This window comes from Delftia sp. UME58 (genome assembly GCF_014170385.1).
Taxonomy (GTDB): domain Bacteria; phylum Pseudomonadota; class Gammaproteobacteria; order Burkholderiales; family Burkholderiaceae_C; genus Comamonas; species Comamonas acidovorans.
The window spans coordinates 288,029-307,930 of record NZ_LZZV01000055.1 but is presented as its reverse complement, the minus strand read 5'-3'; the positions used below and the strand labels follow the sequence as shown (position 1 = coordinate 307,930).

The following is a 19,902-nucleotide window of genomic DNA, read 5'->3' as shown; positions in this document are numbered from 1 at the left end:
TCGTGGATTCTTCGCCCAGCCATGTTTCAAGTCGATGCCGGCAAGGTCTTGGCCTGTGGTGAAGGCAGGAGGCGCGGCGGCAGCGTGAGCGTGAAGCTGGTGCCGCCCTGCGCTGATGGCGCTGCCTGTATGTCGCCGCCGTGCAAGCGTGCAATGCGCCGGGCGACCCACAGGCCCAGGCCGAAGCCGCGGGCCTGGTCGGAGCGGTGGCCGCGTTCGAAACGCTCGAAGATGCGCTGTGCCAGCTCGGGCGCAAGGCCAGGGCCGTGGTCGCTGACGGTGAGTTCGAGCTGGTCGTGTTCGTCGGTGCGTACGCGTACGGCGATCTCTCCGGCCTTGGCGTATTTCACGGCGTTGTCCACGAGGTTGGACAGGGCGATGCGGATGAGTGTGGAGTCGCACTCCCAGGTGGCGGGCGCGTGGGCGCTGTCCAGGCGCAGATGGTGGCGGCGCGACCAGTGAACGAGCTGCACGGCGTCGTCCACCAGCTCCAAGACGGGAGCCTTGTGTAGCTGCAGCCGGAAGGCCGGGGCATCCAGGCGGTCGCTGATCAGGCAGTTGTCCACCAGGGTCGTCAGGCGCCTGCAGGCACGCCGGATCTGGGCGGCGCGCTCCAGCTGGGAGTCGATGTCGGACGAGGGAAAGGACAACTGCTCGGTGGCCGCGCTGTCCACCACGGCCAGCGGCGTGCGGAATTCATGGTTGACCATATTGAAGAACTGGCGCTGCTCTAGCCGCAGCCTGCGTTCGCTGTGCAGCGCTGCCTGCAGCGCGTTCTGTGCGCGCAACAGCTCGGCCGTGCGCAGGCGTACACGCTCCTCCAGCGCATGCTCGGACTTGGCAAGGGACTCGAGCAGCTGTGCCTGGCGTGCCATGGAGTCGCGGAATTTCTGGATCAGACTGGCGCCGACAGCCACGGTGATCACGATGTTGACCAGCAAGGTGTTGAGCTGCCAGAACACGCTGGTCTCTATGGTGGGCAGGCTGGCCAGGCCGACATAGGCCGCCGTCACATACAGGCCCATCAGCCCGTACATGGTGCTGGGAACCACCATCAGCACATGGACCAGACTGGCACGCTCGCGCAGCAGGTTGCTCCAGGCCACCACGGCAAACAGCGCGCTGATGGCCCAGGGCGCGCCCACCCCTATCCAGGCCCAATCCTGATAGCGGCCCAGCGGAATGCTGGGAAGGCACAGCAGCGGGATGATTCCCAGGACGAGCAAGGCCCGGTCCATGCGCCGCCAGCGCGTGTCGCGGGTCAGCAGTTCGCGCATCTGCCAGGCCAGAGCGGCGGGCAGCATCAAGGTGCCCAGGCTGACGCACAGATGGCCCCAGGAGGCGAGATGCTCAGGCAGCCAGATCTGCAGGTAGCCCCGGTCGCTGGCTCCGTGGATCAGCACGGCGATGGCGGCCACGGCCATGGCGGCCAGATTGCGCAGGCGCAGGGCCAGGGCCGCGCCGATGATCAGCAGGGCCAGCATGAGGTTGATGCCCTGATGGATGCCCGAGGCCCATTCCACGGCAGAGAACTGCGTCAACAGGCCGCTGCTGCGCCAGATCGTGGCGTCCAGCTGCATGGGGCTGGAGGTTTGCACGCGCAGGATGAAGGGCTGGCCCGAGTACAGCGGAAACACCAGCTGCCGAACATGCACGCGCGGTTCGTCGCTGGCCATATCGCCGCTGCTGCGCATGCGCCATGCGCCGTCCACGTGCTGGTAGAGCACAACGCGGTCCAGATAACTGGGCAGGATTTCCAGCCACAGCGGATCGTGCTCGGGGTCTGCCTTGCCAGCTGCGATGTAAGGCACCTGCACCTTGAGCCAATACACATCGCGCGTATAGCCCTTGTTCAGCGGTGTATCGAGCAGGGTGAAGTCCGTGTCCGGCAGGGCGGCCACCTGGTCGATGGTGAGGCTGCCCTGTGCATCGACAAGCGCCAGCATGGGCAGGTCCGTGCCCAACTGCAGGCGCTTGGCGGGCAGGGATTGCCAGGCCGGGCTGAGGATGAAGCAGACCACCAGGAGCAGCGAAAACACCAGCCAGCCCGGCAGCGCCAGCCGGTTCAGTACGCGCAGCAGATTCAGGATACGCATGGCGAGGGGGGCAAGGTCGGCGAGGGGGGCGAAACGCAGGGCGTGGCCTCCGTGGCAAGGCCGCTGTCTCCGGGAATGTGGCTGGGCAGCGTCAGCGTGAAGCAGGTGCCGCCGCCCGGGGCTGGCGTGACCTGCACATCGCCGCCATGCATCCGGGCCACGCGCCGTGCCACCCACAGCCCCAGGCCGAAGCCTCGGGTCTGGTCCGCGCGTTCTCCACGCTCGTGCAGCTCGAAGATGCGCTGCGCCAGTTCGGGTGCAAGGCCCGGGCCTTCGTCGCTGACAGTGAGTTCCAGGCGAGCTTGCTCGTCCATGCGGGCGCGCACGGCGATCTCTCCGGCCTGGGCGTATTTCACGGCGTTGTCCACCAGGTTGGACAGGGCAATGCGCACCAGCGTGGGATCGCACTTCCAGGAAGCGGGGACACCGGCAGTCTCCAGCTTCAGATGGTGACGGCGCGACCAATGCACGAGCTGCACGGCATCGTCGATCAAGTCCATCACGGGGACCCGGTCGAGCTGCAGTCGGAACGCAGCCGCGTCCAGGCGGTCGCTGACCAGACAGTTGTCCACCAGGGCCGTGAGGCGCCTGCAGGCGCGGCGGATCTGGGCTGCGCGTTCCAGCTGGGAATCGATGTCGGTGGACGGAAAGGTCAGTTGCTCGGTGGCGGCGCTGTCCACCACGGCCAGCGGCGTGCGGAATTCATGGTTGACCATGTTGAAGAACTGACGCTGCTCCAGCCGCAGGGTGCGCTCGCCATGCAGTGCGGCCTGCAGCGCGTTTTGCGCATGCAGCAACTCCGCCGTGCGTGTGCGCACCCGTCCTTCCAGTGCATGTTCCGACCGGGCCAGCGACTCCACCAGCTGCGCCTGCCTGTCCATGGAGTTCTGGAATTTCTCGACCAGGCTGGCGCCCACGGCAATGATGATGAGGATGTACAGCAGCAGCGATTCCAGCTGCCAGTACATGCCTGCCTCGATGTCGGAAGACACCAGTCCCGTATAGGCCGCAGCCACGTGGATGCCCATGACCGTGTGCAGCGTGTAGGGAATCAGCACTAGCAGGTTGACGATGCTGGGCCCCTGGCGGAACAGGTTCTGCCAGGCTACCAGCGCACTCAGCAGACTGGCCATCCAGGGCACGCTGACACCCAGCCAGGCCCATTGCGTGTAGTGCCCCGTCGGTATGCTGAGCACGGCCAGCAGCGGCGCCACGGTCAGCAGCACCAGCATGCGATCTATGCGGCGCCATGCCGTGCCGCGCGTCAAGGTCTCGCGTGCCTGCCAGGCAAAGGCGGCGGGCAGCAGGAAGACGCCCACGCTGACCCATAGATCGGCATGCGGCGCCCAGGGCTCGGGCAGCCACAGCTGGGCATAGCCGCGCACATTGGCGTTGTGGGTCAGCACCACGAAGGCCAGCAAGGTCATTGCCATCAGGCTGCGCATGCGCAGGGCCAGGGCCGCGCCCGCGATCAGCAGGGTCAGCACCAGGTTCACACCCTGATGTACGCCCGAGGCCCATTCCACGCTGGACAACCAGGCCATCAGCCCCGTGCTGCGCCAGACCGTGGCGTACAGCTGCATGGCGCTGCTGGTCTCGATGCGCAGCACAAAGGGCTGGCCAGAGCGCAGTGGAAACACCAGCTGGCGCACATGGATGCGCTGAGCCATGGGCACGGTGTCACCGCTTTCCCTCGCCTGCCACAGGCCGTGCGCCTGCTGGTAGAGCGTGACCCTGTCCAGATAGGTGGGCGTGATCTCCAGCCACAGCGCATCGTTGTCGGCCAGCCCGCTTGCGGGCGCAAGGGCGGGCGTGGCGATCCTCACCCAGTAAGCCTGGCGGGTATAGCCCTCGTTCAGAGGCGTGCGCCGGGTTTCGAAGGCATCATCGGGCAGGGCCGCGACCTGTTCAATGGTCATGCTGCGGCCCGCATCGGCAAGCACTTGCATGGGCAGGTCCTTGCCAAGACGCAGTCCCTTGTCAGGGGGGGGCATGGACGCCGGGCTCAGCACGAAAAATGCAAGCAGCCCGAGTGAGACCGTGATCCATGCAATAAACGTAAATTTTTGTGTGTTTCTCGGAACTGTGAGCATTCGAGAGTGTTCGTGCATGGCGGCGGACGTTCGCCCCAATGAAAATCCGCGCACCAATAGGCAAACATCATGCAGCAGACACTAGAGCCATCGATCGAGTTCACTGTCGCCGTCGTAGAGGATGACGAGGATATTCGTATCAATGTGTGTCGTTTTTTGACAAAGTCTGGCCTGCATGCCTGGGGCACGGATTCTGCAGAAGACTTCTACATAAAGCTACTGCGTGAGAAGGCTGATCTGGTCGTTGTCGACCTGGGCTTGCCCGGCGAGGACGGCCTGAGCCTGGTCAAGCGCCTGGCCGAGCAGGAAATTCCCGTCGTGGTGCTCACGGCGCGCGGGGACCTGGACAGCCGCATCGCCGGCCTCAATGCCGGCGCCCTGCAGTATTTCGTCAAGCCCACCGACATGAACGAGCTGGTGGCCGGCATCCGCTCACAGCTGCGCCGCAACACCGGCCAGCCAGCCCGGGCGCCGGCGCCCTTCCTGACCTGGCGCCTTGACCCCCTGTCGGCCTGCATGGTCGCACCCAACCACCAGATCATCGCCCTGACCAGTCGCGAGCTGGAATTGCTCGGCTGCCTGATGGCCACCCCCGGAACCATGGTGGCCAAGCAGACCTTGATCGAGACCATGGGCTACGCCGATGTGGATGACGGCTTCCACCGCATCGAATCGCAGCTGACGCGGCTGCGCCGCAAGACCCTGGATATCTCTGGGCTGGCCCTGCCGGTGAGGGCAGTGTTCGGCCGAGGGCTGGTGTTCGTGCCTTAAGCGCCCGCCACTTTTCCGTCTTCCCAGCGTTTTTGAACACGGCCGTTGGCACGTGAGGGATTCGTTCGTCCTTTTTTTGGGAAACCGCGCCTTCGCATGCCCCACCGGAGAACGCAAGTTGTTCTTGATTTGTGCAACGGTGCATTGGCACCACTCGACTAGAAGAAGGGGATTCCATGAAGCAATTGAATGCCTTGCAGCCCGCGCCTCATGGCGGGGCGTGGAGGAGGACCGGCAGATGGGCTGTGGGCTGTGCTCTGTTGTCCAGCCTGTGTGCACATGCGGGGTTCGTGAACGGCGACTTCGAAGCCAAGGATTTCACCGGCTGGACCCAGGGTATCTGGACGAACGATGGAACGACGGCGACAGCCACAACTAACCCCCAGAAGCTCGCGGACCTGCAGCGCCAGCCAGCGACTGCGAGCATGGACCCCCTCAACCAGGTGGTTCCGGACGCTCCGGAGGCGACCGTGCACGACCTGCTGTGGCAATCGACCCCCCCCGGCATGCCTGAGCTGATGCTGCCAATCCGAGCCATGAACTCTGCGCGTATCAATCTGACGGACAGCAAGATTCCTCGCAGTGTCAATCCACCCGTCGGTTTCAGCAAGCAGATCCAGTCGGTGAGTTCCATCCAGCAGGAAGTCACTCTGACGGCCGACGACGTGGACAAGGACGGAAAGATCCACATCCGCTTCATCGCAGCGCCTGTGCTGCATGACTCCAACCACGCTCCCAATGAGCGCCCGTACTTCGCGATCTCGTTGGTGAAGACCTACGATGTGCAGTCGAACACGACATTGGGTACGCCCAAAGAGTTGTTTTTCAAGTACCACTATGGCGGGCAGGCGGGTGTGGCCTGGAAGACCTTCACCGATAAGGGCGGCGAGACCCTGATGTTCACGGAGCCGCAGGCCTATGACGTCGCACCGGGCAACGAGGTGCTGCGCATAGGAGACAAGGTGCGGCTCGAAGCCATTGCCGCTGGCTGCAGCCCGGGCGGTCATTCCGGCCACCTATATGTCGACAACTTCACCACGGCCTTGCCCAAGGGCCTGTGGATCACGGCATCGGGGCCGGTGAGTGCCCCCAGGAATGACGCCACTGAGATTACCTACACCTACACCTACACGAACAGCAGCGATGCCGACGTGAGCAACGTCGTGGTAACGCCTTCCATGCCTCAGGACAGCGCTGGCAACTCGACTACCTTTGTTTCTTTGCAGGATACGAAGGGATATTGCGTGGGACCTGTCTCAGGGCCCACGGCGCCAGCGTCTTGCTCCGTCCCGTTGCTGAAGAAGGGCGAGACACTCAGTTTCACGATGACTGTGAAGGTGCCGGCCGGAACGCCCACGGACCAGATCAACAACGGCAACTATGTCATTGGCGGCGACGGTGTTGCCACGCTGCTCGGAGCCATGGTGCAGACCAACCTGCTGGACGCCACGGCCTCCAGCGACATGACCACGGACCCGAGCGGACTGCCGCCCAAGGGCACGGTGGGCGTGCCCTATCCGCCGACGGCTTCGTTCTCCTGCACCAACCAGGGCGCCGTCACTGCGAACAATGCGATCTGCAGCGTGACCGGCCTGCCGCCGGGGGTTGCCGTGGGTCAGTGCAAGGTGAATGGTGTGGACTGGACCCAGGGCGATGCCGTCGCTGCAGGCCAGACGGTGATCTGCCCGGTCTCCGGCACGCCGACGGCTCCAGGCACTTCCAACGTACAGGTCACCACGGGCGCGGACAACGACGTGACTCCTGCCAACAACCAGGCGGCGGCGTCTCCTGTGGTGATTGCGTCCCCTGCGGGCCCGGCCTCCATCCCCACGCTCTCCGAATGGGGCCTGATCCTGATGTCCGGCCTGATGGGCATCATGGGCTGGGGCATGGCGCGCCGCCGCCGCGCCAACCCGCTGTGACCGGCAGTCGGTCGTGACACAGGGCGCCCTTCGGGGCGCCTTTTTTTTCATCTGGGCGTGGCCGCAGCCAATTGACTTGCTCAATGTGTGATCGAATACGGGTTTGTACCTAGCGATATCCCCATGATCGTCCGTGATCGCCCCGCCGGCCTCAGGCTGTTTCTGATTCTGCGGGGCTCGGTGCTCCAGCGTATCCAGGTCACGCTGCTCGTGAACATCGTGTTCGCCGCCATCATCACCCTGGTGCATGGCAACCTGTTCGACGTCAAGATCACGGTGACGCCCATCCCTTTCACGCTGATCGGCCTGCCGCTGGCCATCTTTCTGGGCTTTCGCAACAACACCGCCTATGACCGCTACTGGGAAGGCCGCAAGCTCTGGGGCGAGATGGTGATCTGCGCGCGCACGCTGGCGCGCCAGTGCCAGAGCCTCATCTCCATCGAGACCCTTCCCGACCCGCGCCGGCGCGACAGCGATGTGCGCGTGCGCATGGTGCACCGGGCGATTGCCTTCGCTCACCTGCTGCGGGCGCAACTGCGTGGCCTGCCTGGCGATGCGGCGGCCGGCCGCTGGCTGGTGGACGAGGAATGGCGCCAGCTCCAGGCCATTCCGTTGGAGCAGCGCTGCGACGCGCTGATGATGTCCATGGGCCGTGATCTGGCGCAGTGCGTGCGCCGTGGCGAGATGGACCCCTGCCTGGCGGCCTCCATGGACAAGACCTTCACGCGCATGACGGCCGCCGCCGCCTCGTGCGAGCGCATACGCAACACGCCCATGCCGTTCTCGTATGCGCTGCTGCTGCACCGCACGGCCTATATGTACTGCTTTCTGCTGCCGTTCGGCCTGGTGGACACGACCGGGTTCATGACGCCCTTTGTCGTGGCCATCGTGGCCTATACCTTCTACGGACTGGACGCGCTGGGCGACGAACTCGAAGAGCCCTTCGGCCTGGAGAGCAATGACCTGCCGCTGGACACCATCTGCCGCTCCATCGAGATCAGCCTGGGCCGCACGCTGGGCGAGACGGATCTGCCCGCGCCGCTCAGGCCGGTGGACTATCGGCTGACCTGAGGTGGAGGCTGCTCAGGCGCGGGCCGTCGTGGCCTGCCGCCAGGCTTCATAGAGGTCTTCGCCCTGATCGCGCACGCGGCGCTGCACCAGTTGCAGTTCGCGCTGCGCCTGCGGTCTGGCCAGCTCCTCATAGCCGCGTGCGGCCGACAGGTCGTAGGGCTCGCCATCCTCGTTGGAATAGGCCACATAGACCTGCTTCACGCCGGCCAGCAGCATGGCCGTGTAGCACATGGTGCAGGGATAGCCGCTGGCATACATGACGGCGCCGCCGAGGTCGGTGCTGCCCTGCGCCTTGGCTCCTGCGCGCAGGGCCTGCATTTCGGCATGGGCGCTGGGGTCGCACAGCGCCTCCACCTCGTTCACGGAGCGGGCCAGCACCTTGCCGTCTTTCACCAGCACGGCGCCAAAGGGCCAGGTCGGATGTTCGCGGTGCACATTGCCCATGGCCAGCCGTATGGACTCGAGCAGGTATCGGTCATGCTCGTCGTGGGAGGCCGGGGCCTGGTTGCGGTCGTTCATAGGGTCGTTCTCCTTGTCAATGAATCAGCTGCCGCGGTAGGTCGTGAAGAACCACGGCGAACACAGCATGGGCACGTGGTAGTGCTGGGCTGCATCGAAGATGGAAAAGCGAACCAGCACCTCGTCCGTCAGACCGTCGGCGGCCTTGAAGTGCTCGCCCACCTGGAAGCGCAGCTCGAACTGCCCGGTGCGGGCCTGCTGAGCGGGCAGCATGGGCGCGTCGGTGCGGCCGTCGGCATTGGTTCGCGCGCTGGTGATGCGCTGCGCCGGCGTCTGCGCAATGTCATAGAGCTCCACCTGCATGCCGGCCACGGGCCGGCCAGTGGTGAGATTGAGTACATGGGTGCTGATGCCTGCCATGGCTTGCCTTTCGTCGCTTTCGTCGGAGTGCGGTATTTGCGTGCGGGCCAGTCAGCTGCCGCGCGAGTACGTGTAGCTCCACGGGCCGAACTGGATGGGCAGATGGATGCGCTCGGCCGTGTTCACGATCTGAAAGCGCACCGGCACCTTGGACAGAAAGGCCGGGCGCGGCAGCTGCGCGCCCTTGCGCGCAAAGTAGTCGTCCACGTGCAGCAGCATCTCGTAGCGGCCTGCGCGGTAGCTGTCGTCCACCAGCAGCGGCTCGTCCGCGCGGCCATTGGCATTGACCGTGAAGCTGCGCAGCAGAACGAAGTCCTGGCCGTCGAAGCGCGAGAAGTCGATGCGCAGGCCCGTGGCCGCCATGCCGTGGAAGGTGTCTATGGCATGCATGGTCAGCCGTGGGCTGGCGCCGTGCAGGACGATGGGGCCAGAGGCCTGGGCCGGCGCGGGCAGGGCGGCAGCAGGCTGTGCCTCGCTGGAGCCACAGACACCCGTCAGGGCCGATGCGCCCACGGCCAGGCTGCCCAGCGCAAACCGGCGGCGTTCCGGTGCCCTCGGGGCGGACGAATGGCTGTCCATGTTCATGTTCATGTTCTTGCTCATGTCATGTCTCCTCAAAGGCGGTTGCTGCGCTGCTGCATGCGTGCGATGAAGACGATGGCCAGCACGGCTGCCAGCACTTCGATGACGGCCACCAGGTACAGGCCTGGTGCCACCTTGCCCGTGGCGGTCTTGATCAGTCCCATCAGGTAGGGCGCGCCAAAGCCCGCCAGATTGGCCACCGAGTTGATCAGCGCCACGCCCACGGCGGCTGCGCCGCCGCTCAGCAGCATGTTGGGCATTTGCCAGAACACGGGGATGGCGCTCATGGTGCCCACCAGGGCCAGCACCATGGCCGTGAGAGCCAGCAGCACGGGAATGCTGTCCCTGCCCATGGTCACCGCCAGGGCCAGCATGCCGGCGGCGCCGAGCAGCGCCGAGCCGGCAAAGTGCCAGCGCACCTCGCCGCTGTGGTCCGAATGGCGGCCGTTGAAGACCATGCCGGCGGCGCCCAGCAGATAGGCCGCACCGGCAATCCAGCCGACCTGCATGGGCGACTGAAAGCCCGCCTCGCGGATCACGGTGGGAATCCAGAAGGTCAGCGTCGAATTGGCACACAGCAGGCAGAAGAACACGGCGATCAGCAGCCAGACCTTGGGGTTGCCGAACAGCGTGCGCCAGTCGCTGTCCCGCTCGCCCTGGGCGCGGTGGTCGATCTCCAGCTGCTCGCGCACGATGGCGCGCTCGGCATCGCTGAGCCAGCGGGCCTGCTCTGGCCGGTCGGTCATGTAGAAATAGGCCACCACGCCGGCCAGCACCGAGGGAATGCCTTCGATGATGAACAGCCACTGCCAGCCATGCATGCCGTGCAGGCCGGCCGTGCCGGTCATGATGGCGCCGGCCAGCGGGCCGCCCAGCACGCCGGCGATGGCCGATGCCGACATGAAGGTGCCGAAGGCCTTGGCCCGGCGCTTGGACGGATACCAGTAGGTCAGGTAGAGGATGACGCCGGGGTAGAAGCCCGCCTCGAACGCACCCAGCAGGAAACGCAGGATGTAGAACTGCGCCGGCGTGCTGACCCATGCCTGCAGCATGCAGATCAGGCCCCAGCCGATGGTGATGCGCATCACCGTCTTCTTGGCGCCAATCCTTTGCAGCAGCATGTTGGAGGGCACCTCGAAAAGGAAGTAGCCAAGGAAGAAGATGCCGGCGCCCAGCCCGTAGACGGCTTCGCTGAAGCGCAGGTCGTCGAGCATCTGCAGCTTGGCGAAGCCGATGTTCACGCGGTCCAGCCAGGCCAGCACCCACAGCACGCCCAGAAAGGGCAGCAGGCGCCAGGAGATCTTCGAATAGGTGGCGTCGACCTGATCGACGGCGGTGGCGGTGCCGCTCAGCGGCACGGTGGGTGCACTCATGGCAGGGTCCTTGTCTCCGAATCGTTGTATGGGTGTGGACGCCTGCATGGTCGCCAGTCGCGGCCTTGTGCGAAACTAGGCCGCTGCTATAGGCCGCATATCAGATTGCATATCCCTGTGAGGTGCCCGCTTGTCGCGCAGTGACGACCCCTTCGACACCTATCTGCTGCGCGTGCTGTGCACCCTGATCAGCGAGCAAAGCGTGTCGCGCACGGCCATACGGCTGAACCAGTCCCAGCCAGCCATCAGCGCGGCGCTGCGGCGGCTGCGCGTGGTCTTCGGCGACCCGCTGCTGGTGCGCGACAAGAACCACATGGTGCCCACGGCCCGGGCCCTGCAGGCTGCGGAGCAGGCGCGGCCCGCGCTGGGCCTGATCGACGGCCTGCTGGAATCGGGCCGCGAGTTCGCGCCCGAGACCACCCAGCTGAGCTTCACCCTTGCCACGCCCGACTACCTGGCGCCGCCGTTCTTCACACGCGCCGTGCAGTTGTTGCGCGAGCAGGCACCCGGTGCCCGCCTGGTCGTGTTGCCGCTGGGCCCGCAGTTCGACTACGAGCAGGCGCTGCAAAACGGGGAAGTGGACATCGTCATCGGCAACTGGCCCAGCCCGCCCGAACACCTGCACATGTCCACCCTGCTGGAGGACGAGGTGGTCTGCCTCATGGACGCAGGCCATCCGCTGGCGGCGCCGGGCCAGCTGACCGTGGAGCGCTATCTGCAGGCCGCCCACGTGGTGTTCACCCCGTATTCGCGCGACCAGCGCGGCGTTGTCGAGTCCAGCCTGGGCACCATGCGAGTGAGCCGCGACCGGCGCGTGCAGTGCTCCTACTTCGGCCTGGCGCCCGACATGCTGGTGGGCACCGATCTGCTGCTGACCACCAGCCGTCACTTCGCGGCCTGGCATGCGAGGCGTCTGCCGCTGGCCATCGCGCCCCTGCCCATGGCGGCGGGCAGCATGCGCTTTTGCCAGCTGTGGCATTCATCGCAGCACCGCAGCGCATCCCATGCCTGGCTGCGCGGCCTGCTGGGCACGGCTGCCCAGGCGCTGGTGCTGCCCGCCTGACCCAGTCCGCACAACCTGCTATACGGGCTATAACAGCGCGCCACTGTGTGGCGCGCGAGGCGCTTTCTACACTGGCGCCATGACCACGACCACCCCCTCCAGCCCCTCTCTTTCCGAACTCAACGCCATGGCGCCCCAGGCCTTTGTCGCCGCGCTGGCCGAGGTCTTCGAGTACGCGCCCTGGGTCGCTGAAACGGCACAGCGCCAGCGGCCCTTTGCCAGCGTCGAGGCCCTGCACCGCAGCATGCTGATGGCCGTGCGCTCCCGTCCGCTCGATCAGGTGGTGCAATTTCTCTGCGGCCATCCCGAGCTGTCTGCGGGCGCGGTGCATTCGGGCACGCTGACCAGCGACTCCCTGCAGGAGCAACAGAGCGCGGGCCTGGGCGAGCTGCCCAGCGAGCAGGCCGAGCTGCTGGCGCGGCTGAACCGCAGCTACCGCAGTCGCCACGGCTTTCCGTTCATCGCCTGCGTGCGGCACTACACGCGCGCCGGCCTGTTTGCCGAACTGGCATCGCGTACCGAGCGCGAGACGGAGCAGGAATTCGCCGAGGCGCTGCGCCAGATCGGCTTCATCAGCGGCCTGAGGCTGGCGCAGCGCGTTGGTGCGGACACGGCCTTGGTGGAATGAAAAATGGCTCCCACGCTCCCCTTGCTGCGCAAGGTCCGCTGCCCGGCGATGAAAAAGCCCCGCAGTTTTCTGCGGGGCCTGGTGCGCTGCGCTGCGGTGAGGTCAGACCTCAGGCAAACACGCCTGCCGTGTCCTGCATCTTCGCGGAGACGATGCCCAGGTGATGCAGGGTGTCACCGCCCGTCATCTCCATCTGCGTCAGGCGCTTGAAGTAGTGGCTGCCCGCGTACTCGTCGGTCACGCCGATGCCGCCGTGCAGCTGGACCGACTGCTGGCCGACAAAACGCAGCGATTGGCCCAGCTGGACCTTGGCGCGCGCAATGGCCACGTGGCGTTCGGCCTCGGGCGTGTTCATCTTGAGGCTGGCGTAGTAGCTCATGGAGCGGGCCAGCTCCAGCTGCATCTTCATGTCGGCCACGCGGTGGCGCAGGGCCTGGAAGCTGGCGATCACCGTGTTGAACTGCTTGCGCTGGTTCATGTACTCGGTGGTGAGCTTCAGCGTCTGCTCCATGGCGCCCACGCCTTCGGCGCACAGCGCGGCGTTGGCGGCGTCCTGGGCCAGCGTGAGGGCGGCCAGGCCATCGGCCGCCACCAGCGTGGCCGGGGCCGCCTGGCAGCGCAGTTCGGCCGCGCGGCTGCCGTCCTGGGTACGGTAGCCCTGGGTGCTGACGCCGCTGGCGCCGCGCTCCACCAGGAAGAGGGCGATCTTGCCGTCCAGCTGGGCCGGCACCAGGAAGGCGTCGGCCGCATCGCCTGCGGGAACCACGCTCTTGGTGGCATCCACCGTGTAGCCGCTGCCGCTTTTGCTGGCCTTGGCTGCACAGACATCGAGGCGGTAGCGGGCCTGGCGCTCCTGGTGTGCCAGCACGACCAGGGCCTCGCCGCTGGCCACGCGCGGCAGCCACTGGCCGGCCACGGTGGCGTCGGCATGCTTGCCGAGCACGCCGGCTGCCACGAAGGCCTGCGCCAGCGGCTCCATCACCAGGCCACGGCCCAATTCCTCCATCACCACCATCACGTCGGTGGCGCCCAGGCCCAGGCCGCCGTGCTCCTCGGGCACGGTCAGGGCCGTCAGGCCCAGTTCGGCCAGCTCGCCCCAGACCTCGCGCGAAAAACCGCCCGCCTCGACGATGGAGCGGCGGCGCTCGAAGGTATAGCCCTTGTCCACCCAGCGGCGCACGGCGTCGCGCAGTTGCTGCTGGTCATCCGAAAAATCAAAGTCCATTTTCTGTCTCCCGAAGCTGATCGAAGCGCGTCCGGCGCACTTCCGGGTTCAGCGAAACTCCAGCCAAAATCAGCCCAGCACCGTCTGAGCGACGATGTTTCTTTGCACCTCGTTGGAGCCGCCGTAGATCGTCGTCTTGCGCATGTTGAAGTACGTCGATGCCAGCGGTGCGTTGTCCACCACGCCGCCGGGGAAGTCGCCCTGCCAGCCGGCTTCCATGGCCTCTTCGATGAAGGGCAGGCTGAAGGGGCCGGCGGCCTGCATCATCAACTCGGAGTAGCGCTGCTGGATCTCGCTGCCCTTGATCTTGAGCAGGCCGGCGATGTCCAGCGGGTTCTTGCCCGATTTCTCGGCCGACAGCACGCGCAGCACCAGCATTTCCAGCGCCACCACATCGACTTCGAGCTTGGCGATCTCGTCACGGAAACGCTGGTCTTCGTAGACGCCCTCGGCCTTGGCGATGCGCTTGAGGCGCTCCAGCTCGCGCTTGGCACGGTTCACGTCGGCGATGTTGGTGCGCTCATGGCTCAACAGGTGCTTGGCGTAGGTCCAGCCCTTGTTTTCCTCGCCGATCAGATTCTCGGCCGGCACCTCGACGTTGTCGAAGAAGACCTCGTTGACCTCGCACTCGCCGTCGAGCAGCTTGATGGGACGCACGGTCACGCCGGGGCTCTTCATGTCCACCAGCAGGAAGCTGATGCCGGTCTGGGGCTTGCCCTCGTTGCTGGTGCGCACCAGGCAGAAGATCCACTCGCCGTACTGACCCAGCGTGGTCCAGGTCTTCTGGCCATTGACGATGTACTTGTCGCCCACGCGCTCGGCGCGGGTCTTGAGGCTGGCCAGATCCGAGCCCGAGCCGGGCTCCGAGTAGCCCTGGCTCCACCAGACTTCGCCGCTGGCAATGCCCGGCAGAAAGCGCTGCTGCTGCTCGGGCGAGCCGTAGGCCATGATCACGGGCGCCACCATCACGGGGCCGAAGGGAATGATGCGCGGGGCGCAGGCCAGGGCGCATTCCTCCTCGAACAGATGCTTTTGCACGGCGCTCCAGCCGGGGCCGCCGAACTGCTTGGGCCAGCCGTAGCCCAGCCAGCCCTTTTTGCCAAGAATCTTGGCCCAGTTCTGCAGGTCGTCGCGCGTCAGGCGCAGCGAATGGCGCACCTTGTGCGCAATGTCCTGGGGCAGGTTGGCCCGCACCCAGGCGCGGACTTCCTCGCGAAAGGACTGTTCTTCAGGGGTAAATGCCAGGTCCATGGACTGTGTCTCCTTCAATCCCGGCTTTTGTAGCACGCACGTTCTTTTTTGGACTGTCCAGGGCGTGACAACCTATGGCAATCCCTGATGCCGGGGCTGCCTGAGCGCAGGCGATCAGCTCGATTGGCCGGGCTCCTCCTCCAGCCCCAACTGTGCATAGACATGCGCAAGACGTGCCTGCAATTGCTGTACCTGGGCTTCGAGATCGACCACGCGCTGGGCCAGGGCATCGCCGCGTGCGCCTGCTGCAGCGGCGGGCTGTGCCATGGCGTTCACGTCCACGGGGCCGCACAGCAGATGGGCCCAGCGCTGCTCGCGTGCGCCAGGCGCGCGTGGCAGCAGCACGACCAGCGGGCCGCCTTTTTCCTCGCTGCGTTCGCGCAGCTCTTCCAGGAAGGCTTCGACCGATGAGATGTCGGCAAAGCGGTGCCAGCGCTCGGAGTTGATGCGCAGCTCGCCCGCCGTCTGCGGGCCGCGCAGCATCAGCAGGGACAGCAGCACGGCACTCTGGTCGGGCACTCCCACGCCGCGCGGGAAGTTGTGCTCCCAGCGCGTGGCGCGCGCGCTGCTGATCTGTACGGACATGGTGCGCAGGCGCAGGCTGTCCAGCGCTTCCTGGGCCTCGCCTTCGCTGACTTCCATCACCGGATCACGGCTGCTTTTCTGGTTGCAGCCCGTGACCAGCGCGTTGAGCGTGAGCGGGTAGCTGTCGGGCACGGTGCGCGCCTTCTCCATCAGGGTGGCCAGCACGCGGGCTTCGACAGCGGTCAGGGGGGTGGAACGGGGATCGAATGGCATGGGGGTCTGGGCGGAAGAAGTGACAAGGCCCGGCAGGGCCATGGGCCTTGCCGGGGCTGGCGCAGGCCGCGCGGCCTGCGGTGCGACAATCGCCGCCCATGAAAAATATCGTGATCCTGATCTCGGGCGGCGGCTCGAACATGGCTGCCATTGTGCGTGCTTCGCAGCAACAGGACTGGGCGCGGCGTTACGGCGCCCGCGTGGCCGCCGTGGTCAGCAACAAGGCCGAGGCTTCGGGCCTTGTTTTCGCGCGCGAGCAAGGCATTGCCACCGAGGTGCTGGACCACCGCCCGTTTCCCAGCCGCGAGGCGTTTGATGCCGAGCTGGCCCAGGTGATCGACCGCCACGCGCCTTCGCTGATCGTGCTGGCCGGCTTCATGCGCATCCTCACGCCGGGCTTCGTGGCGCATTACGAGGGACGCATGATCAACATCCATCCCTCGCTGCTGCCCGCCTTCACGGGCCTGCACACGCACCAGCGCGCCATCGATGCAGGCTGCCGCTTTGCCGGCTGTACCGTGCACCGCGTGACGGCCGAGCTGGATGTGGGCCCCATCCTGGAGCAGGCCGTGGTGCCCGTGCTGCCCGGCGACACAGCCCAGGCGCTGGCCGCGCGCGTGCTGGTGCAGGAGCACCTCATCTACCCGCGCGCCGTGGCGCAGCTGATGCGGGGCTAGGGCCTGCTCAAAGGCCTTCGCTCTGAAAGGCCTGCTGCTCCACTTCGGGGCAGCGTGCAAAGCGGGGCTGCTCCACGCCGTCGATGACCACGGTTTCATTGAACATGGCGGCCGGACGCACCCACAGGCCGCGCTCGCCATAGAGCGCGCGGTACAGCGTCATGGACTCGCGCGTTTCGCTGTGGCGCACGGTGGCAAGCACTTCGTAGGGTGCGCCCTTGTAGTGGCGGTACAGGCCCGGGGGCGTGGTGATCAGAGGGGGCAGGTCGTCATCGGTCATGGGGCGCCATGGTAGCTGTGCCGGCCCGGCGTTGCTCCGGGTTCCGACCTGCGGCCCTCTCGGATTTGCAAGGCAGTGGGACAATCGCGCCCATGCATCCCAAACAGCTTCTCGACGCCTGCGCCGAACTGGTCAAGCGCACCCTGACTTTCGAACACCCGGCCGACGCCGTGGTGTCACGCTTTTTCCGTGAAAACCGCAACCTGGGCCCGCGCGAGCGTGCAGCGCTGGCCGAAACCGCCTACACCGTGCTGCGCAAGAAGCTGCTTTTTGAGAGCCTGGCGCGTTCTGGCAGCGGCTCGCGCGAGCGCAGGCTGGCCATCCTGGGCTTTGCCCACAGCCAGGAAGCCCTGGCCCGCGTGGCCGGCAAGTCCGAGCAGGGCGTCAAGGAGGCGCTCGGCTTTGCGCGCGCAGCGCTGTCCCCCCAGGAGCTGCAATGGCTGGACGCCTGCGATGCCGTGCGCCCCGATGAGCTGATGGAGCCGCACCGCCACAACCTTCCCGAGTGGCTGGTCGCGCCGCTCAAGCAGCAGCTGGGCGAGGATTTCTGGGCCTTTGCCCAGAGCATGGAGCAGGCCGCGCCGCTGGATCTGCGCGTCAATGCGCTCAATGCCAAGCGTGCCGATGTGCAAAAGGAACTGGCCGATGCCGGCATCGTCGCCGAAGCCACGCCGTACTCGCCCTGGGGCCTGCGCGTGCAGGGCAAGCCCGCGCTGGCCCGGCTGGACGCCTTCACGCGCGGCGCCATCGAGGTGCAGGATGAAGGCTCCCAGCTGCTGGCGCTGATGCTGGACGCCAAGCGCGGCGAAATGGTGGTCGATTTCTGCGCCGGCGCAGGCGGCAAGACCCTGGCCATTGGCGCGTCCATGCGCAGCACGGGGCGCCTGTACGCCTTCGATGTGTCCGGCCACCGGCTCGAAGCCCTGAAGCCGCGCCTGGCGCGCTCGGGCCTGTCGAATGTGCACCCTGCGGCCATCGCCCATGAGCGCGACGACCGCGTCAAGCGCCTGGCCGGCAAGATCGACCGCGTGCTGGTCGATGCGCCCTGCTCGGGCCTGGGCACGCTGCGCCGCAATCCCGACCTCAAGTGGCGCCAGTCGGCCAAGGCCATCGAGGAGCTCACGCAAAAGCAGGCGGCCATCCTGGCCAGTGCGGCGCGCCTGGTCAAGCCGGGTGGGCGCCTGGTCTATGCCACCTGTTCGGTCCTGCCCCAGGAAAACGAAGCCATCGCCGAGGCCTTTGCGGCGGAGCACCCTGACTTCGTGGCCATGGATGCCTGCGAACTGCTGGCCCAGCTCAAGGTGGAGCAGGGCGATGCGCTGTGCAGCGGCGGCGAGACCGGCACGCAGTACCTGCGCCTGTGGCCGCAGCGCCATGAGACGGATGGCTTTTTTGCCGCCGTTTGGACCCGGAAGCCGTAACTTGCAGACGCAATAAGCTGTAAATCGCAGGAGATTGCCGAATGCCTTTGTAGGCGCATCGCCTAAAATTGAGGCATCGGCGCCACTGGGCGCCGCCTTGCCAAAGGCTTCGGTTATGTCGCTGGATTTCGGATCGGTTTGGAACCTCGCCGTGGATTGGATGGCCCATGGCCTGTGGCAGCTGTCGTGGTGGCAGCTGCTGCTGTACGCCCTGGTCACCACCCACATCACCATTGCGGGCGTCACCATCTTCCTGCACCGCTGCCAGGCCCACCGCTCGCTGGACCTGGGGCCGATTCCTTCGCACTTCTTCCGTTTCTGGCTGTGGCTGGGCACGGGCATGGTCACCAGGCAGTGGGTGGCCATCCACCGCAAGCACCACGCCAGGTGCGAAACCGAGGAAGACCCCCACAGCCCGCAGACACGTGGCCTGGACACCGTGATGCGCCAGGGTGCGGAGCTGTACCGCGAAGAGGCGAAGAACGCCGAGACACTCAGGAAGTTCGGCCACGGCACGCCCGACGACTGGATCGAGCGCCATCTCTACAGCCGGCATTCGATCTGGGGCCCTTCGCTGATGCTGATCATCAACGTGCTGCTGTTCGGTGCCATCGGGCTGACGATCTGGGCCGTGCAGATGGCCTGGATTCCGTTCTGGGCTGCCGGCGTGGTCAACGGCCTGGGCCATTTCTGGGGCTACCGCAACTTCGAGGCCCAGGATGCCAGCACCAACCTCGTGCCCTGGGGCCTGATCATTGGCGGCGAGGAACTGCACAACAACCACCATACCTACCCGACCTCGGCGAAGTTCTCGGTCAAGCGCTATGAGTTCGACGTGGGCTGGGTCTACATCAGCGCCATGCAGAGGCTGGGCTGGGCCAAGGTCAAGAAAACGGCGCCGCGGCTGGTCATGGGCGCCGTCAAGCCCGTGGCCGACGAAAAGACGCTGGAGGCCGTGATCGCCAACCGCTACGAGGTCATGGCCCGCTATGCGCGCGGCGTGCGCGCCGCCGTGCAGTTCGAGCTCGATGCGCTCAAGCAGCGCAAGGCCCGGCAGGCCGAGCTGTCCCTGCTCAAGACGGCGCGCCGCTGGCTGCACCGCGATGCCGACAAGGTGCCCGCCCAGGCGCAGGGACAGCTGGCCCAGGCGCGCGCCGCCCACCCCGTGCTCGACCAGATGCTGGTCATGCGCGAGGAGCTGCGCCAGCTGTGGCTGAACACCTCGCTGTCGCGCGAGCAACTGACGGCCCATCTGCAGGCCTGGTGCCATCGCGCCGAGGCCAGCGGCATTGCCGCGCTCAAGGAGTTTTCCGTCAAGCTGCGCGCTGCCCACGCCTGAGGCCGCGAAGCCAGCCGGCCACCGACCATGCCCGGGGCCGCATCCCCTCTTCGGAGGCGATGCGGCTTTTTGCTGTGGGGCTCGGCCGCAGCTCCAGGCTTGCCATGGCCTGGGACAAGGAGCTGACCCGTATCTGCAGATCGGCGCCCGCACGCCAGCCCTGGCCCGGCTGCAGCCTGAGGGCCGGCGCGGGCACCCCATCCGCCCAGGCCTGTTGCGGGGCGGTGATTTCCAGCGGGCCGTGGCGGCAGAACAGTTCACTGCCCTCTTGCACATGCAGGTGCAGATCGCTGCCGGGAGCAAGATGGCGCAGTTCGAAGGAGCGGGTATCGGCGTTGTGCATGGTCTGTGTCCTGTGATTCCAGGCCCTCAAGCGTAGGCACGCGGCCCTCATCGGCACAGGCACAGCCCGCGGCTTGTTGCATCGCAGCAG

General features: G+C 66.2%; 19 protein-coding genes. 8 read left to right on the top strand and 11 right to left on the bottom strand.

The genetic code is table 11. The annotated features are described in order from the left end of the window. Nucleotides 1-26: 26 nt before the first annotated feature. Complete coding sequence (locus A9976_RS16975; RefSeq protein ID WP_183019953.1) at nt 27-2,096, bottom strand: ATP-binding protein; 2,070 nt, start codon at nt 2,094-2,096, stop codon at nt 27-29. Further along, the gene (locus A9976_RS16970) at nt 2,084-4,090 is read right to left on the bottom strand and encodes an ATP-binding protein (RefSeq protein ID WP_183019952.1); all 2,007 of its coding nucleotides are present in this window, start codon (nt 4,088-4,090) and stop codon (nt 2,084-2,086) included. The genes A9976_RS16975 and A9976_RS16970 overlap by 13 nt, the downstream gene beginning before the upstream one ends. Nucleotides 4,091-4,258: 168 nt before the next feature. Here A9976_RS16970 and A9976_RS16965 point away from each other — a divergent pair, with 168 nt between their 5' ends. The 3 genes from A9976_RS16965 to A9976_RS16955 all read left to right on the top strand — a co-directional run bounded on the left by A9976_RS16965 (nt 4,259) and on the right by A9976_RS16955 (nt 7,953). Then, nucleotides 4,259-4,960, top strand: a complete 702-nt coding sequence (locus tag A9976_RS16965; RefSeq protein ID WP_183019951.1) for a response regulator transcription factor — start codon at nt 4,259-4,261, stop codon at nt 4,958-4,960. Nucleotides 4,961-5,136: 176 nt separating this feature from the next. Then, entirely contained in the window at nt 5,137-6,882 is a 1,746-nt protein-coding gene (locus A9976_RS16960) for an IPTL-CTERM sorting domain-containing protein (protein WP_183019950.1), read from the top strand. A gap of 123 nt (nt 6,883-7,005) precedes the next feature. Further along, nucleotides 7,006-7,953, top strand: a complete 948-nt coding sequence (locus A9976_RS16955; protein ID WP_183019949.1) for a bestrophin family protein — start codon at nt 7,006-7,008, stop codon at nt 7,951-7,953. Between the two features lie 12 nt (nt 7,954-7,965). Here A9976_RS16955 and A9976_RS16950 read toward each other — a convergent pair whose 3' ends face one another. From A9976_RS16950 to A9976_RS16935, 4 genes are read right to left on the bottom strand one after another with little or no spacing between them, the layout of a single operon-like run. Continuing rightward, nucleotides 7,966-8,472 (bottom strand): nucleoside deaminase, encoded by a 507-nt coding sequence (locus A9976_RS16950; protein ID WP_183019948.1) that lies wholly within the window; start codon nt 8,470-8,472, stop codon nt 7,966-7,968. Nucleotides 8,473-8,496: 24 nt separating this feature from the next. Beyond that, complete coding sequence (uraH, locus tag A9976_RS16945) at nt 8,497-8,832, bottom strand: hydroxyisourate hydrolase (RefSeq protein ID WP_183019947.1); 336 nt, start codon at nt 8,830-8,832, stop codon at nt 8,497-8,499. Nucleotides 8,833-8,883: 51 nt separating this feature from the next. Beyond that, nucleotides 8,884-9,435 carry a hydroxyisourate hydrolase gene (locus tag A9976_RS16940; RefSeq protein WP_232245728.1) on the bottom strand — a complete coding sequence of 184 codons (552 nt, stop codon included), beginning with the start codon at nt 9,433-9,435 and terminating at the stop codon, nt 8,884-8,886. Between the two features lie 11 nt (nt 9,436-9,446). Next, complete coding sequence (locus tag A9976_RS16935; RefSeq protein ID WP_183019946.1) at nt 9,447-10,787, bottom strand: MFS transporter; 1,341 nt, start codon at nt 10,785-10,787, stop codon at nt 9,447-9,449. A 130-nt stretch (nt 10,788-10,917) separates the two neighbouring features. On the opposite strand from A9976_RS16935, the gene A9976_RS16930 reads away from it, so the two are divergent. Both A9976_RS16930 and uraD read left to right on the top strand, forming a co-directional pair. Continuing rightward, a complete protein-coding gene (locus tag A9976_RS16930; RefSeq protein ID WP_183019945.1) occupies nt 10,918-11,850 on the top strand; it encodes a LysR family transcriptional regulator in 933 nt (310 codons plus the stop codon). A 79-nt stretch (nt 11,851-11,929) separates the two neighbouring features. Then, entirely contained in the window at nt 11,930-12,478 is a 549-nt protein-coding gene (gene uraD, locus A9976_RS16925) for a 2-oxo-4-hydroxy-4-carboxy-5-ureidoimidazoline decarboxylase (protein ID WP_183019944.1), read from the top strand. Between the two features lie 109 nt (nt 12,479-12,587). On the opposite strand, the gene A9976_RS16920 is transcribed toward uraD, so the two are convergent. From A9976_RS16920 to A9976_RS16910, 3 genes are all read right to left on the bottom strand, one after another. Then, complete coding sequence (locus A9976_RS16920) at nt 12,588-13,703, bottom strand: acyl-CoA dehydrogenase family protein (protein WP_183019943.1); 1,116 nt, start codon at nt 13,701-13,703, stop codon at nt 12,588-12,590. Nucleotides 13,704-13,772: 69 nt separating this feature from the next. After that, nucleotides 13,773-14,954: an acyl-CoA dehydrogenase family protein gene (locus A9976_RS16915; protein ID WP_096913863.1), complete on the bottom strand. Its 1,182-nt coding sequence runs from the start codon at nt 14,952-14,954 to the stop codon at nt 13,773-13,775. 114 nt (nt 14,955-15,068) lie between these two features. Continuing rightward, nucleotides 15,069-15,752, bottom strand: a complete 684-nt coding sequence (locus A9976_RS16910) for a YceH family protein (protein WP_183019942.1) — start codon at nt 15,750-15,752, stop codon at nt 15,069-15,071. A 98-nt stretch (nt 15,753-15,850) separates the two neighbouring features. Between A9976_RS16910 and purN the strand changes: the two genes are divergently transcribed. Next, the gene (gene purN / locus A9976_RS16905; protein ID WP_012207170.1) at nt 15,851-16,429 is read left to right on the top strand and encodes a phosphoribosylglycinamide formyltransferase; all 579 of its coding nucleotides are present in this window, start codon (nt 15,851-15,853) and stop codon (nt 16,427-16,429) included. A gap of 7 nt (nt 16,430-16,436) precedes the next feature. Here purN and A9976_RS16900 read toward each other — a convergent pair whose 3' ends face one another. After that, nucleotides 16,437-16,709, bottom strand: coding sequence for a DUF1653 domain-containing protein (locus tag A9976_RS16900; protein WP_183019941.1), 273 nt, complete (start codon nt 16,707-16,709; stop codon nt 16,437-16,439). A gap of 92 nt (nt 16,710-16,801) precedes the next feature. On the opposite strand from A9976_RS16900, the gene A9976_RS16895 reads away from it, so the two are divergent. Beyond that, entirely contained in the window at nt 16,802-18,130 is a 1,329-nt protein-coding gene (locus A9976_RS16895) for an RsmB/NOP family class I SAM-dependent RNA methyltransferase (protein ID WP_183019940.1), read from the top strand. Between the two features lie 115 nt (nt 18,131-18,245). Further along, nucleotides 18,246-19,469 (top strand): fatty acid desaturase, encoded by a 1,224-nt coding sequence (locus A9976_RS16890; protein ID WP_183019939.1) that lies wholly within the window; start codon nt 18,246-18,248, stop codon nt 19,467-19,469. Here A9976_RS16890 and A9976_RS16885 read toward each other — a convergent pair. Beyond that, complete coding sequence (locus A9976_RS16885) at nt 19,444-19,812, bottom strand: hypothetical protein (protein WP_183019938.1); 369 nt, start codon at nt 19,810-19,812, stop codon at nt 19,444-19,446. The two genes, A9976_RS16890 and A9976_RS16885, sit on opposite strands and share 26 nt — an antisense overlap. Nucleotides 19,813-19,902: the final 90 nt, after the last annotated feature.